Origin of the sequence: Achromobacter sp. (genome assembly GCF_049647645.1) — a bacterium.
Classification (GTDB): domain Bacteria; phylum Pseudomonadota; class Gammaproteobacteria; order Burkholderiales; family Burkholderiaceae_B; genus Achromobacter.
Genome location: NZ_JBARYB010000145.1, coordinates 1 through 15,018, shown reverse-complemented (window position 1 = coordinate 15,018; position 15,018 = coordinate 1). Strand labels below are relative to the sequence as shown.

Annotated in this window: 12 protein-coding genes; 1 reads left to right on the top strand and 11 read right to left on the bottom strand. The window is 67.7% G+C overall.

Annotated features, from left to right (window positions below; all coding sequences use genetic code 11):
* Positions 1-9 precede the first annotated feature (9 nt).
* The 8 genes from WBB14_RS17250 to WBB14_RS17215 form a co-directional block, all read right to left on the bottom strand.
* Positions 10-936, bottom strand: coding sequence for an allantoinase PuuE (locus tag WBB14_RS17250; RefSeq protein ID WP_424240912.1), 927 nt, complete (start codon positions 934-936; stop codon positions 10-12).
* Positions 937-960: 24 nt separating this feature from the next.
* Positions 961-1,458 (bottom strand): ureidoglycolate lyase, encoded by a 498-nt coding sequence (locus tag WBB14_RS17245; RefSeq protein ID WP_424240911.1) that lies wholly within the window; start codon positions 1,456-1,458, stop codon positions 961-963.
* A gap of 1 nt (position 1,459) precedes the next feature.
* Positions 1,460-2,098, bottom strand: a complete 639-nt coding sequence (locus tag WBB14_RS17240) for a GntR family transcriptional regulator (RefSeq protein ID WP_424240910.1) — start codon at positions 2,096-2,098, stop codon at positions 1,460-1,462.
* A gap of 659 nt (positions 2,099-2,757) precedes the next feature.
* The gene (locus tag WBB14_RS17235; RefSeq protein WP_424240909.1) at positions 2,758-4,323 is read right to left on the bottom strand and encodes an ABC transporter substrate-binding protein; all 1,566 of its coding nucleotides are present in this window, start codon (positions 4,321-4,323) and stop codon (positions 2,758-2,760) included.
* Between the two features lie 36 nt (positions 4,324-4,359).
* A complete protein-coding gene (locus WBB14_RS17230; protein WP_424240908.1) occupies positions 4,360-5,496 on the bottom strand; it encodes a C45 family autoproteolytic acyltransferase/hydolase in 1,137 nt (378 codons plus the stop codon).
* A 126-nt stretch (positions 5,497-5,622) separates the two neighbouring features.
* Positions 5,623-6,390: a polysaccharide deacetylase family protein gene (locus WBB14_RS17225; protein ID WP_424240907.1), complete on the bottom strand. Its 768-nt coding sequence runs from the start codon at positions 6,388-6,390 to the stop codon at positions 5,623-5,625.
* The gene (locus WBB14_RS17220) at positions 6,387-7,271 is read right to left on the bottom strand and encodes a polysaccharide deacetylase family protein (protein ID WP_424240906.1); all 885 of its coding nucleotides are present in this window, start codon (positions 7,269-7,271) and stop codon (positions 6,387-6,389) included. Before WBB14_RS17220 ends, WBB14_RS17225 begins: the two co-directional genes overlap by 4 nt.
* Complete coding sequence (locus WBB14_RS17215; RefSeq protein ID WP_424240905.1) at positions 7,271-8,284, bottom strand: Bug family tripartite tricarboxylate transporter substrate binding protein; 1,014 nt, start codon at positions 8,282-8,284, stop codon at positions 7,271-7,273. Before WBB14_RS17215 ends, WBB14_RS17220 begins: the two co-directional genes overlap by 1 nt.
* 258 nt (positions 8,285-8,542) lie before the next feature.
* On the opposite strand from WBB14_RS17215, the gene WBB14_RS17210 reads away from it, so the two are divergent.
* The gene (locus WBB14_RS17210) at positions 8,543-9,313 is read left to right on the top strand and encodes an IclR family transcriptional regulator (RefSeq protein ID WP_424240904.1); all 771 of its coding nucleotides are present in this window, start codon (positions 8,543-8,545) and stop codon (positions 9,311-9,313) included.
* 57 nt (positions 9,314-9,370) lie between these two features.
* Here WBB14_RS17210 and WBB14_RS17205 read toward each other — a convergent pair whose 3' ends face one another.
* From WBB14_RS17205 to WBB14_RS17195, 3 genes are all read right to left on the bottom strand, one after another.
* The gene (locus WBB14_RS17205; protein ID WP_424240925.1) at positions 9,371-10,816 is read right to left on the bottom strand and encodes an efflux transporter outer membrane subunit; all 1,446 of its coding nucleotides are present in this window, start codon (positions 10,814-10,816) and stop codon (positions 9,371-9,373) included.
* A 2-nt stretch (positions 10,817-10,818) separates the two neighbouring features.
* Positions 10,819-13,992 (bottom strand): efflux RND transporter permease subunit, encoded by a 3,174-nt coding sequence (locus tag WBB14_RS17200; RefSeq protein WP_424240903.1) that lies wholly within the window; start codon positions 13,990-13,992, stop codon positions 10,819-10,821.
* On the bottom strand, positions 13,989-15,018 hold a 1,030-nt coding region (locus WBB14_RS17195), incomplete at its 5' end, for an efflux RND transporter periplasmic adaptor subunit (RefSeq protein ID WP_424240902.1). The genes WBB14_RS17200 and WBB14_RS17195, both read right to left, overlap by 4 nt.

Sequence of the window (15,018 nt, the reverse complement as noted above, 5' to 3'; positions counted from 1 at the left end):
AGAAAAAAATCAGCGCGAGGCGCCTTGGGCGGCCGGATGGTGCGCGTGCCAGTGGCGCGCGATGTCGGCGCGGCGGCAGACCCAGACGTCGCCGTGCGCCGCCACGTGGTCCAGGAAACGCGCCAGGCCCGCCGCGCGTCCGGGCTGGCCGACCAGCCGCAGATGCAGTCCCACGGACATCATCTTGGGAGCGGTGGCGCCTTCCTCGTACAGCATGTCGAATGCGTCGCGCAGGTACTCGAACAGGTCCTGCCCCGTGGCCATGCCGCCGCGGATGAACTTGGCGTCGTTGTTGGCCAGGCCGTAGGGCACCAGCAGGTGGGGCTTGCCGCCGACCCGGGTCCAGTAGGGCAGCTCATCGTTGTAGGTATCGGAGTCGTAGAGGAAACCGCCTTCCTCGGCCAGCAGGGCGCGGGTGTTCAGGCTGGGGCCGTAGCGGCAATACCATCCCAACGGGCGCGAGCCCACCGTGCGGGCGATCGATTCCACGGTGCGGCGGATGCGCTCGCGTTCCTGTTCCAGCGTCAGGTTCTGGTGCCGTTCCCAGCGCCAGCCGTGCGCACACACGTCGTAGCCCGCCGCCTTGATGGCCTCGCAGACCTCCGGATTGCGCTCCAGCGCCAGGCCGCAGCCCAATATCGTGGCCGCCATGCCGCGCTCCTGCAGCAGCCGGTGCACGCGCCAGAAGCCGATCCGGCTGCCGTACTCGAACATGGACTCGGCCGCCAGGTCGCGCCCGGCGAAGCCGCCCGCGCCACCCTCGGTCAGCCCGGTCTCGGATTCAGCGTCGCCGTCCGGCACCGAAGGCTCGCCGCCTTCCTCGTAGTTGATGCACAGGTTCAACGCCAGGCGCGCGCCGCCCGGCCATAGGGGATCGGGCGGGTTGGCGCCGTAGCCGACAAAATCGCGGCGCAAGTGCGGATGATCGGTAGTCATAGCAGGCTAGCCATCGGTGAGGTGTCAATCGGAAATCGAAACCAGGGCGTGAGGAGCCGGCGCTTGCCAGAACTCGTCGTCATCGCCACGGCCGGTCTGGCCCATCAGGACCAGGAACTCAGCCGGCCCCCGCAACACGGTCAGGCCGTGATGCCATGCGCCCACGCGGTAGCACACGCCCTGGCTGCCGGTAGCGAGAAAAGCCTCCAGCCGTTCCATGTCCGGCAGGCCATCGGCCCCCGTGGGCGCCACGACCACCAGATAGGGCGAAGCCGTCAACGGCACGAAACTCTGCGCCGCGTAGCGATGGCGTTCCATCAGCTGGACCGCGACCGGCCCCGGCGGCGCCGCCTGCACCCGGCTGACCCAAGCCGCCTGCCGGACCACCTCGGGCCCGTGCCGCATCGGCTCCGTCAGATGATGGCGGCGCTCCGCGCCTTGATGCGCAATCACCTCGCCATACGGCGCGAAGCCCTCGGGCGTCAGCGGTTTGGGGCGGATCATGCGCACGGAGCTGCTCATGTCACGCGCCATGGCTCAGATATCCCAGCGAATTCACATAGCTGCGGCGCACGTTCTCCAGATGCCCCGCCATGGCCTGCCGCGCCCGCGCCGCATCGCCCGACAGCAGCGCCTCGATGATCGCCAGATGCTCCTCGCGCGCCTGCACCTGCCGCTGCGGCAAGCGTTCGACATCGCACATCCGCACCTGCCGCCGCGCCGCCGTGATCATGGACGCCAGGTTCCGGTTGCCGCAATACGCCGCCACCAGATCGTGCAGCGCGTTGTCGACCTCCCAGTCCGACTTCTCATCCGGCGTCTTCGCATCCAGCATCGCCTGCAATCGGGCCCGCAGTCCCTCCAGCGGTTCCGCCGGAATCCGGCTCGCCGCCATCGCCGCCGCCTCGCTCTCCAGCAGGCTGCGAATCTGCAGCAGCTCCAGCAGATCCGTCACGCCAAAGGATCGCACCACGATCGACCCATTGGACAGCCGCTCCAGCATGCCTTCGCCCAGTAGCCGGTTCATGGCCGCGCGCAACGGCGTGCGCGACACCTCCAGCTCATCCGCCAGACGGCGTTCCTCCAGCACTTCCCCCGCCGGAATCCGGCGCGAAACGATCTGGTCCAGCAGGGTTTGATAGGTGCGTTGTGTAGCGTTCATGTGGGTTGCAACGTAAGAAAAAGGCGCGGACGACAGAGACTCCCAATTGCCGTCCCGCGCAATGGATGAGAAGGTACCCCACTGGTATCCCAGAGAGATACCAGTAGTATCCCTAATGGTTATTGCCAGGCGGCCAGCGGTAGCCCAGTGGGCGGCGGATTCGAAAAGCGGGGTATGTGAAGAAGAGGCGCCCAAGGTAGCGGGCGGCCGCGCGTGAATGCGCGAGGGGAAACGCAAAAGGAAATACGAGGGAAGTACCAGGGAGGGAGACGACGAACGCGGAACGACGAAGAACGGGAGAAAGACAGAATCAACACCCGCGCGCAAGCGCAAATCATCACGACGCCCCACCACCACGTAAGCTGCTTGCGGCCGCCTGCGCGGCCGCAAGCAGCGGGCCCCGCAAACCTCTCCACCACCCACCGGCCTGACGGCGCAACAAGCCAAGATGAAGGCAGCCCGGCGGCGCGGGCCCTGAGGCTGCGAGCAACCTCGATGCGCCCGAGGGAATCTGAAGGAGTCGCCGAAGGCGGCGACGAAGATGACGAAGGGGAAGTCCGGAGCGAATGCTCCGGACCGCAATCGTGGGCGCGAGCAGCCTCAGGGCCCGCGCCGCCGGGCGACCTACGAAGACAACAACGGCATCAACAAAAACAGCATCAAGGCGCCAAGACCCGCTCCACTTCCCATGCCCGCGGCTTCTTAACCGCCCAAGGCTGATACCCCCTGATATCCGCCCGATAAGCCCCAATATCCAACCCGTTATACAAAGGAATACTAGGCACATCCGCCAGGAACAGCTTATGCAGCTGATCAAACGAAGCCTGCCGCTTCGCATGATCCGTGTCCGCCGACGCCGCCTCGATCAGCTTCAGCGCCTCCGGGTTGTCCCAGACCTTGCGCGGCTGCTTCGCCTTGTCCCCCGTCACCATCTCGTAATTCAGCGCCGCATCCAGCCGCGCCGAATACGGGAACGTCATCATCTGGTAAGTGCCCGCGTTATATCGGTCCAGCTGCGTTGCCCACTCCACCACCGACAACTGCGCCTTGATCCCCACCGCCTGCAGCATCGCCTGAACGATCACCGCCGAGTTGTACGACTGTGGATAACGCTTGGTCGTCAGGATCGTCAGCTCCTGCCCCTTGTAGCCCGCCTCGCCCAGCAGCTTCTGCGCCAGCGCCGGATCGTAGTTCCAGCCCTGCTTCTGCGCCGCGTCGTAGTAGGGCGACACCAGCGGCACGATCGAATTGTTCGGCTGCGCCAAGCCTTCCGTCACCGCCGCCGCCAACTGCTGGTAATCGATCGCGTGCGCCAAAGCCTGGCGCATCTTGGGATTGGCCAGCACCGGATCCTTGGTCTGCATCAACAGCGCCGTCATGCTCATGACCGGCGCATGCGCCACCTTGACGTTGGGCGTGCCTTGCAGCACCGGCACGTCGCTATTGGACACGTCCTCGATGATGTCGATATTGCCCCGCTGCAGGGCCGCCTTGGCGGTGGAATCGTCCGGCACGATCAGGAAGCGCACCTCGTCCACCAGCGGCCGCTTCGAGCCCGTGTAGCCGTCGCGCTTGCCGTCCAGGTTCGAGTAGTCGGCGAACTTCGTCAGGCGCACGTACTCGCCGCGCTTCCACTCAGCCAATTCGAACGGACCGGTGCCGATGGGCTTGTCCCAGGAGCCGTCCGCGCGCATCGAATCCTTGGACAGGATGCCGGTGCCGCCGCAGTCGGCGCGGGCCAGCGTCGCCAGGAACAGGCTGCTGGGCTTTTCGATGCGGTAGACCACGGTCTGCGCATCCGGCGCTTCCACGCCGGTCACCTTGACCGTGCCGCGCCCGTCGAATTCGCTGGCGCAGCGCCAGCCCGAATTGGCCGCGGTGTAGTGCTGCCAGGTCCACAGCACGTCGGCCGAGGTCATGGGCTTGCCGTTATGGAACTTGACGCCCTCGCGCAGCTTGAAGGTATAGGTCTTGCCGTCCGGACTGATGTCCACCGACTTGGCCAGCAGCGGCCGCACCTCCGCGTCCTCGCCATAGGCCACCAGGCCCTCGACGATATGCAACACCACCGCGTCGCTATTGCTGTCGCGGTTCACGCCGGGTTCGGTGGAGCGGATGTCGGCCGTGAGCGAAATGCGCAGCGGCGGGGCGGATTGCGCCCACGCCGCGCCGGACATGGCGCCCAGCGCCAGCGCAACCGCGGCGTTCAATAGATTTTTATTCATTGATGCGTCTTCCTGGGGTTGCGCGGGCGCGCCGCTTCAGGCGGCAGCCAGCAGTTCGGGTTCGGCGCTCAGGCTGTAGCGGGTGAAGCCGCGGTTCAGCGCCGGCAGCGGCGCGACTTCCATCAGGCCGGCCTCCGGTTCCATGATCACCATCGCCACCGTGGCCGACAGGTTGTCGTGGCTGCCCGGGCGCGGCGGACGGCATACGGAATAGGGCGCGCCGAAGTCGTCGAACAGCGCGCGCTTCAAGTCTTCGCGCGTCAGCTTGGATTGTTCGTTCAGCAGCCGGCGCACGCGCCAGTCGCGATAGGCGCTTTCCGGCGTGCTGGCGCGGCCGGTGTCGCGCAGCTTGGTCAGCGCCACGTCGCTGACCCAGTGGTTGGCGTGGACGATCAGGTCGTCGCTGCCCGGGTAGATGGGGAAGGCTTCGTCGGTGGTGCACTCGTAGTCCACCCCGAAGCCGGCCGCCATGCCGATCATGATGTTGTTCGAGCAGGACTTGGGCGTGGTCGCCACCGCCTTGATCGCCAGCGCGAAGTGTTCCTGCTCCAGCACCTTGCGGCGGATCAGCGACAGCGGCACGCCCAACTGGCGGAAGTCGCGGTCGGATTCCAGGTAGTTGGCGGTGATCGAAACGCCGGCGCTGTTCAGGCCGCTGCGCGCCAGGCCGCCCGCCTCGACGAAGGTCAGGATGTCGGGGCCGTTGTCGTTGCGCACGCGCAGCACGATTGCGGTATCGGCGCATTCCGCGCGCCAGTCCCAGTTCTGCCCGTGGATCAGGCGGCCGTTGGCCGAGCGCGTCGGCAGGATCAGCGCGCCGGTGCAGCCGTCGCCCGGCTCCAATTCAGCGGCTTTCTTTTTTTCGGCGCGGGCCTTGGCGATGACTTCGGTGCGGGCGTTCACCATCACGATGTCTTCGAAAGGCACGTCGGCGCCTGCCGCAATGCCGCGCATTTCTTCCAGGTAATGCGGCGCGAAGTTCTCGATCTCGCGGGCGAAGCCGTTGATCAGCTGGGTCCGCGCCATGGCGTCATAGCCCAGGTCGACCAGGGTCTGGCCATACATCTTGGCGCTCTTGCGCACGCGGTCGACCGCTAGCTGGCCATAGGAGCGGCCACGGGCCTCGGGCGCGCCCGAAACCGATACGAAGGGAAATTGGGTGATCTGGGTCATGGACATAGGGCGGCGCGCCGCGCCGCAATCGGGGGTGGGAATAGGATGGCGAAAAAATGTTAGCTTATTTTGGCGCCAATATTGCTCAGGGTTTACCAGTGCAAGAACGCCATCGGCGTCCTGCGTTCAGCGCGCTTGCGGGTAGCAGGCGGCCAGTTCCGCGCAGGTCTTGAAGGCCGCGCCTGCGGCGCGGAAGCGCTCCAGCAGTTGCTCGACCTTCTGCAACCTGGCCGCGCGGCCGACGCCGTTGTCCGCGCGCGGGTGCAGGGTCAGGCAGGCATAGCCCTGGGCCGCGAGCAGCGCGTCGCCCTGTTCCACCCAATGCGCGTAGGCGCGGTCCTGGGTGACGCGGCGGCTGAAGTGGGTGGCGTCGCACAGGCCTTCGCTCCAGGGCAGCTCCACCATGCCGGGCCCGCCGTCCGTGTCCAGCGCGTAGGGGGCGTCGTCGTCGATCGCGCTGCTGTCGTAGCGGTAGCCGAGCTGGTGCAAGAGCGGCACGGTGTTGGCGGTGAACGCGCTGGGGTAGCGGAAGCCTTGCGGGGCCGAGCCGGCCAGCACAGCCAGCCGGTCACGGGCCTGCAACAGCATTTCGCCTTCGCGCTCGCCCAGCGCCGGCAGGTCTTCGTAGGCATTGCCCTGCGAGGCCGCTTCATGCCCGTCGCGCAGGCTTTGTTCCAGCAGGCCGCGGCAGCGTTCGGCTTCGAATACCGGCCAGAACAGGGTGGCGCGGATGCCCTGGCGGCGCAGCATGTCCAGCACGCGCGCCAGGCCGCCGCCATAGGCATAGCGGCCATGCGCATCGCGGCCGTGCAGCGAGGCTTCAGGCTGGGTCGCCGCTTCGGGGCCGATGCCCTGCACGTTGACGGTGACCAATACGGTTTTATCGGCGTTCATGCGCTTCTCCAGGCGTCGGGACGGGCCAGGCAGTGCCGCGCCAGGGCTTCCAGCGTCATCACGTGCACATCGGGCTGGGCGGCCAGGTAGGCCAGGAAGCGGTCCAGCGCGGCTGCGCGGGCCGGCGTGCCGGAACCGCCGGCGGCCTTGGGATGCACGGTCAGGTGCACATAGCCTTCGGCCTGGCGCAGCGCCTCGAACTCCTGCACCCAGTTGTCGTAGGCTTCCGCCGCGAGGCTGTGGCCAGAAAAGTAAAACGGATAGTCGTCCAGCGAGACCGTGTTGTTGGGCAGCATGATGAAGTCCGCCGTGTCCGCCGGCAGGTAGGGGCGGTCCTGGTCCTTCTCGCTGGCGTCGTAGCAATAGCCCAGCCGCCGCAACGCGGGCAGGGTGCGGTGGCTCTTGCGGCCCGAGGGCGAACACCAGCCCGCCGGCGTCACGCCCAGCTCGCGCTGGATGATGCGGTGGGTCTTCTCCAGCAGCGCCGGCTCGTCCTCGCCCAGGTCCCAGGCTTCGTGCAGATAGCCGTGCGCGGCGATCTCGTGGCCTGCTTCCAGGATCTCGTGGAAGGTGGCCGGGTAGCGCTCGACGTCGTAGCCGCAGGCGAAAAACGTGGCTGGCATGCCGTGGCGCGCCAGGATCTCCAGGTGCCGCGGCACGCCGCGGCGGATGGCATAGCGGCCGGCGGTATGGGGACCGGCCGGGAACTGCTTGCGGCCGACCTCGACGGCGGGGCCGTCCACGTGGACGGTGACGCAGACCACCGCGCGCACGGGTGCGGCATCGGCGGCGCGCAAGCCCTGCGCGCGCAACTCGCGGTCCAGCGGCAGCCAGGGATTGGAGCGGGCGTCCAAGGGGGCGCCGTAGGGTATGCGTTGCATCAGGTGGCCTTGATGTTGGCGGTCTTGATCAGCGTGCGCCATTTCTCGCTTTCGGTGGCAACGAAGCGGCTTAGCTCCTGCGGCGTGCTGCCGTGCAGTTCCAGCCCGTTCTGCGTCAGTTGCTCCATGGCGGGCTGCTTGAGCGCGCTTTGCACGGCGCCGTTCAGCGCCTGGACGATGGCGGCAGGCGTGCCCGCCGGCGCGAACACGCCGTTCCAGCCTATGGCCTGATAGCCGGGAAAGCCCGATTCCGCCACGGTCGGCACGTCCGGCAGCGCCTGCGCGCGCTGTGCCGAGGTCACCGCCAGCGGGCGTGATTTACCGCCGCGGATGAACTGCTGCTGGTTGATCACCACGTCCATCAAGATGGGGAACTGTCCGCCGAGGAAATCATTGACGGCTGCCGCCGCGCCCTTGTACGGGACCCCGGGCAAGTCCAGGCCGGCCGTGGCCTTGAGCAATTCCATGGCCAGATGCGCGGAGCTGCCGTTCTGGGTGATGCCATAGAAATACTTGCCCGGATTGGCCTTGATCAGGGCGACCAGCTCCTGCAGCGTGCGCGCCGGAAATGACGGGTGCACCACCAGCACGTTGTTGTAGTAGCAGACCATGGACACCGGTTCGAAGTCCTTGACGGGGTCGTAGCCGATGTTCTCGTACAGGCTCTGGTTCACCGTGTGGGTGCCGGTGGACCCCAGGGCGATGGTGTAGCCGTCGGGCGCGGAGCGCGCGGCCTGCTGGGTGCCGATGTTGCCGGCGGCGCCGCCCTTGTTGATGACGACCACGCTTTGCTTGAGCGCCACGCCTATGCCCTGGGCCAGCGGGCGGGCCACCAGGTCGGTACCCCCGCCGGCCGGGAAGGGCACGATGAACTGGATGGCGCGTTCGGCCGGATAGCCGGCCGCCCAGGCACGGCCGGGTCGGGCCAATGCCGCGCTGGCCAAGGTGGCGGCCGAAGCCCCCAGGAAATGGCGGCGGCTGATGCCGCCCTTGGTGCCGCAAGACTGCTTCATGGATGTTCCCCTTGTGTTTTCCGCAGGCGCAGGGGCGTACTGGGTGCCGCCGTGCTCATTGCTTGAATATCATTATTCGATAAAAAATAATTCAATCCAATTAGTTTTTATCTATAAATGATAAAAAATAGGAAAACGATAGATTGAATCTTGCTCGGGAGCTGGCGCCGATAGGCATCGCCAATGACACAGGCGCGGACCGCGTACCCCTGTGATACGCTGCGCCCGATCCCGCGTTGTTCCCAGCCCACGACCGCCATGTCCACCCTGAAGCGAGCCCTAGCGATTCTTGACCTCTTCAGCCTCGAAACCCCGGTGCTGTCGGCGGAAGAGATCATTTCGCGCCTGTCGTATTCGGCGCCCACGGGCTACCGCTACATCCGCGACCTGACGGACCTGGGCTACCTGCTGCGCGTGACCGGCGAGGGCTACAAACTGGGGCCGCGCATCATCGAACTGGACCACCTCATCATCGACGGCGATCCGGTGCTGGGCGTGGCGCGGCCCATCATGCGCGAGGTGGTGGACCAGGTGGGCGGCGACGTGCTGCTCAGCGTGATCCATGGCCTGCGCATCCTCAATATCCATCACGAGCGCGGACCCGACGAACTGGGCATTCCGCATGGCCGCGGCCGCGCCCATCCGCTGTTTCGCGGCGCCACGGCCAAGACCATCGTGGCGTTCCTGCCGCGCAAGGATCAGCGCCGCTTGTACGAAGCGCACGCGGACGAAATTCGCGAGCTGGGCCTGGGGGAAACGCAGGCCGAGTTCACCGGCAGGCTGGACCAGATCCGGGTGCAGGGCTTTTATCTGGGCGTGGGCGAGATCTCGCCGGAACGGGCGGGCATCGCGGTGCCGGTGTTCCAGGAAGACCGCCGCGTGTTCGGCGCGCTGACCGTCACCTTCCTGGCGGCCCGGCTCAACACTATTGCGCAGGACAAGACCACGGCCTTGCTGCAGTCGGCTGCCCGCCGCATCGAATCGCTGGCGCTGGCCACGCGCATGAAGGAACAAGCCCCCGCGCCGTGAGCGCGAGGGCTTGCGTGCCAATCCGCCACGGTCGTGGCGGCATGCGGCGGGATCAGCCTACTGCTGCGCGGCGCGCGTGGGCGACCCCATGGCCTGGAACAGCGCCGCCGTTTCGGTCAGGCGCGCATTGGCGTACTCGATCTCGCGCAGGCGGGCCGCCACGTAGTGCTGCTCCGCGGCGAACTCGGTGTAAGGCGCCAACGCGCCCAGCCGCACGCGGCTGGCCGTGTTGCGGTAGGACTGCTCGGCGGCGCGGCGCGAAGCCTCGGCCGAGGCCAGCGCCTGCCCGTCGGCGTCCAGCCGCGACAGCGTGTCGGCCACGTCGCGGAAGGCCGTCAGCACGGTTTGCTTGTATTGCAGCAGTGCGCCCTCGTAGCGCTCTTTGGCCGCGTTGCGCTCGGCCAGCAGCGCGCCGCCATGGAAGATGGGCTGCGTGAGCGAGGCGCCGATCGCCCAGATGGCGCCCGCGCCCGACATCGCCGCCGGCCAGTTGAAGCCGCCACGGCCCATGGACGCGGACAATGACAGGCTGGGGAACAACTGCGCGGTGGCCACGCCCACGTCGGCTGCCGCGGCCTGCACCACCGCATCGGCGAACAGGATGTCCGGGCGCGCCGCCAGCAGCTCGGACGGCACCACCACCGGCACCCGTTGCGGCACGGCCAGCATGCTGAAAGCCAGGTCGGGCGGGGCCTGGTCGGGGTTGCGGCCCAGCAGCACCGCCAGCGCATGGCGCGTCGCATGCCAGCGCGCGCGCAGGCCGGGCAGGGACGCTTCCAGCGTGGCGGCGTCCTGGTCGGCGTCCAGCGCGTCGTTCTGCGAGGCCGAACCCAGTTCATAGCGGCGCTGCGTATCGCGCGCCACTTGCCGCGCCAGCACCACCTGCTTCTCGGTGAGCGCCACGCGTTCCGCCAGCGCCGCGGCGGTGATGGCGCCGGTGACGATATTGCTGGCAAGCGAACGGCGGGCCGATTCCAGCTGGAAGGCCTGCTGCTCGACCTGCGCCGCCAGCGAGGCGTTGGCGAAGCGCGCCGCGCCGAACAGGTCCAGGTCGTACTTGGCGTGGACCTGGCCGGTGAAGACGTTGTACTGGGCGGTCGGCTCGGGCAGGCTCGGCATGGTCAGCGCGCGCCGGCGGGAGACGTCGGCGCCCGCGTCCACCGAGGGCAGCAGCGACGAATTCACTTCGCCGCGCAATTGCTCGCGCGCGCCGGCCAGGTTGCGTTCGGCGGCGGCCAGGTCCGGGCTGTTGGCCAAGCCTTCGGCCACCAGCGCGTTCAGCGCCTCCGATTCGTAGCGCTTCCACCATTCGGGTACGGGCCGCGCGCCTTGTTCGAAGCGCTGCGCCACGCCTTGGGCGGTGGCGCCCGCGGCGGGCGTGGCTTCGACCCCGTACTGCGCCGGTTGCGCAACGGCAGGCGGCTTGCTGCTGGGGGCGAAGGCGCAGGCGCCCAGCGCCAGCGTCAGGGGCAGGGCGGCCAGGCGTAAAGACAGTCTGCTCATCGTCATGCTCCCCGTTCCACGGTATCGCCGGCGTGGGCGCCTGGCGGCACGCCCTCCGGCTCGTCGCGTTCGTCGTGGCGCACGCGGAACCACGCCGCGTACAAGGCCGGCAGGAAGAACAGCGTCAGCACCGTGGCGATGGTGATGCCGCCCATCAGCGCCGTGGCCATGGGGCCGAAGAAGTTGCTGCGCAACAGCGGAATCAGGGCCAGCACGGCGGCCGCGGCCGTCAATGTGATCGGCCGGAAGCGCCGCACCGTGGCGCCGACGATGGCGTCCACGCGCTTGTGGCCGGCGCCGATGTCCTGCTCGATCTGGTCCACCAGGATGACCGAGTTGCGCATGATGATGCCGAACATCGCGATCACGCCCAGCATGGCCACGAAGCCGAAAGGCTTGCCGAACAGCAGCAGCGCCGCGACCACGCCGATCAATCCCAGCGGCGCGGTCAGCACCACCATCAGCACGCGGGCGAAGCTCTGCAACTGCAGCATCAGCAGGGTCAGCACGGCCACCGCCATCAGCGGCATCTGCGCGTTGATGGAGGATTGACCCTTGGCGCTTTCCTCTACCGGGCCGCCCACCTCGATGCGGTAGCCGACCGGCAGTCCGGCGCGCAGGACATTGAGCTTGGCATCGATGGCGTGGGTGACGTCTATGCCTTGCGCACCGGCGTTGACGTCCGCCTGCACCGTGATCGTGGGCTGGCGGTCGCGTTCCCAGATGACGCCGTACTCCAGGTCGTAGCGCACGTGGCCCAGGCTGCCCAGCGGCACCGCGCCGTTGGGCGTGGGCATGGCCAGCGTCGCCAGGCGCGCGGGATCGATCCGCTCTTCCTGCGGCGCGCGCAGGCTGACGGTGATGAGCTTGTCGCGTTCGCGGTATTGCGTGACCGCGTAGCCCGACAGGGTCATGGCCAGGAAGTCCGAGATGTCGCTGGAACTGACACCCAGTTCGCGCGCCTTCTGCTGGTCGATCTCGAAGCGCACTGAACGTTCGGACGGCTCGTCCCAGTCGAACTGCACATTGGTCGAACGCGGATCGGCGCGGACCTCGGCGGCCACCTGCTCGGCCACCTTGCGCACGTCGGCGATCTTGTCGCCGCTGACGCGGAACTGCACCTGGAAGCCCACCGGCGGGCCGTTTTCCAGGCGCGACAGCCGGCTGCGGATGGCCGGGAACTGCTCGCGCAGCACGGGCTGCAGCCACAGGGCAAGCTTTTCCCGGTCCTCGACGGAATGCGCGGTGATGACCAATTGGGCGAAGTTCGGGGTGGCGAGCTGCTGATCCAGCGGCAGGTAGAAGCGCGGCGCGCCGGTACCGACGAAGCTGACCGAGTGATCGATTTCGGGGCGGCCTTCCAACACCTTCTCCAGGCGCTCGACCTGACGCAGCGTGGCAGCAAACGACGCGCCTTCCTGCAGGCGCACGTCCACCAGCAGTTCGCTGCGGTCGGAGCTGGGGAAGAATTGCTGGGGCACGAAGCGGAAGCAGGCCATGGCCACCACGAACACCAGCGCCGTGCCTCCCAGCACCAGATAGCGGTGGTCCACGCACCAACCCACCCAGCCGCGCAGGCGCTGGTAGAAGCGGGTGTCGTAGATGTCGTGCTCGTGGTCGTCGGGCAGATGGGCTTCGCGCTTGCGCTCCGGCAGCATGCGGTAGCCCAGCAGCGGAATCAGCACCACGGCGGCGAACCAGGAGGTGATCAGCGCGATGGCGGACACCTGGAAGATGGAGCGCGTGTACTCGCCCGTGCTGGACTTGGCCAGCGCGATCGGCAGAAAGCCCGCCACGGTGACCAGGGTGCCGGTCAGCATCGGAAAGGCGGTGCTGGTGTAGGCAAACGCCGCCGCGCGCGCCCGGCTCCAGCCCTGTTCCAGCTTCACGGCCATCATTTCGACCGCGATGATGGCGTCGTCCACCAGCAGGCCCAGCGCCAGCACCAGCGTGCCCAGCGATACCTTGTGCAGGCCGATGCCGAACATGTCCATGAACAGCGCCGTGACCGCCAGCACCACCGGGATCGAGATGACCACCACCATGCCGGTGCGGAAGCCGAGCGACACCAGGCTGACGGCCAGCACGATGGCGACCGCCTCGGCCACCGAACGCAGGAAGTCGTCGACCGAATGCGACACCGCCTTTGGCATGCTGGAGACTTCCTTCAGCGTCAGGCCGGCCGGCAATTGGGCCTTGAGCTCGTCGAACTTGGCGCCCAAGGCCTTGCCCAGATGCACCACGTCGCGCCCCGGCTGCATGGTGATGCCTATGCCCAGCACGGGGCCGCCGCCCAGACGCATTTGTTCGGCGACCGGATCGTCGTAGCCGCGGCGGATGGTGGCGATGTCGCCCAGCCGGATCGATTTGCCGTTGATCCGGATCAGCGTGTCGGCCAGGGCCCGGCTGTTGGCGTACTGGCCGCTGGGCCGCACGAAGATGCGGTCGTCGGCGGTGGTCAGCGTGCCAGCGCCGGCCACGGCGTTCTGGCTGTTGATGGCCTGGGCGATCTGTTGCGGCGACACGCCCAGCCGCGTCAGCTGGGTGTTGGAGATTTCTACATAGATGTGTTCGGGCTGGTCGCCGAAGTAGTCCACCTTGGCCACGCCGGGCACGCGCAGCAGCACGGTGCGCAGCCGGTCGGCGTAGTCGTGCAGCTGCGCCGGCGAGAAGCCGTCGCCCTGCAGCGTGTAGATGTTGGTGTAGACGTCGCCGAACTCGTCATTGAAGAAGGGGCCTTGCACGCCCGGGGGCAGCGTGGCCGAGATGTCGCCGACTTTCTTGCGCACCTGGTACCACTGTTCGGCCACGGTGCTGGCGGGCGCGGAATCCTTCATGGTGTAGAAGATCAGCGATTCGCCGGGCCGTGAATAGCTGCGCATGAAGTCCGTGTTGGGGGCCTCCTGCAGCTTCTTGGCGATGCGGTCGGTGACCTGTTCCTGCACCTGCTGCGCGGTGGCGCCGGGCCACAGCGTCTTGATGACCATGACGCGGAAGGTGAAAGGCGGATCTTCCGATTGCGCCAGCTTGGAGTACGACAACACGCCGAACAGCGTGATCAGCGTAATGATGAAGACGACCAGGGGCTGGTGCCGCAGCGCCCAGGCCGACAGGTTGAAGCGGCCTTCCTCGTGGCGCTGTGACTGGGTCGAAGCGTCGTGTTGCGGGCCGCTCATGAGGCGAAATCCTCGGGATGCAGCGGCGGCACGGCGCGGACTTTTTCGCCGGCGGCCACCGCGTGCACGCCTTGCCACACCACGCGTTCGCCCGCCTGCAAGCCCTTGGACAGGGTGACGGTGCGGGCGTCGTAGCGCAGCACTTCGACGCGGCGCAGTTCCAGGGTGTCCGCATCCGGTTTGACGATCCACACCGCGGGGGCGGGGCCGTCATGGAACAGCGCGGTGGCCGGCACGGTGTAGGTGGTCAGGCCCTCGCCGGAACGGTTGTCGAAGCTGATGTTGGCCGTCATGCCCAGGCGCACGTCCGGAGTCGGAGCTTCCAGCGTGAGCTTGGCGCGATACGTGCGGCTTTGCGGATCCGCGGCTGGCGCGATCTCGCGCAGCACGGCGGAAAAGGTCTGGCCGGGCAGGGGGCCGAGCGTGACGCTGGCGCGCTGGCCGATGGCCAGGCCCGCCAAGACGCTTTCAGGCACGTCGCAGATGGCGTCGATATCGCCGGACCAGGCCAGGTTGTAGACCGCCTCGCCCGCGGCCACGTTCTGCCCGGTGTCGGCCTGCTCAGAGGTGATCACGCCGGCATGGTCGGCCTGCAGCGTGGTGTATTTGAGCTGATCGGCCGCCAGGGCGGCCTGCTGCTGCGCCTGGTCGCGCTGCGCCAGCGCTGCGGCGTAGGCGTTGCGGGTCTGCTCAAGCTGGGTCGTGGCGATCAGGTTTTCGCGAGCCTGGGCGCGGTCGCGGTCCAGCTGCTGGCGCGCGTAGTCCAGCTGGTGCTGCGCCGCCGACAACTGCGCGCGGGCGCTGGCGGCGTTCTTGGCGGCGTCGGCGGGGTCCAGCTTGGCGACGATCTGTCCGGGGGTGACGGCATCGCCCAGGCGGACCTGACGTTCGATGATTTTGCCGCCCACGCGGAACGACAGCGGCGTGCTGTAGCGCGCCTGCACTCCGCCGGGCAATGTCCAGGCCGGCAGGCGCTCATCCGCCTGGGCGGGCATGGCGACCACGGGACGCGGTGCGGGCGGGGGC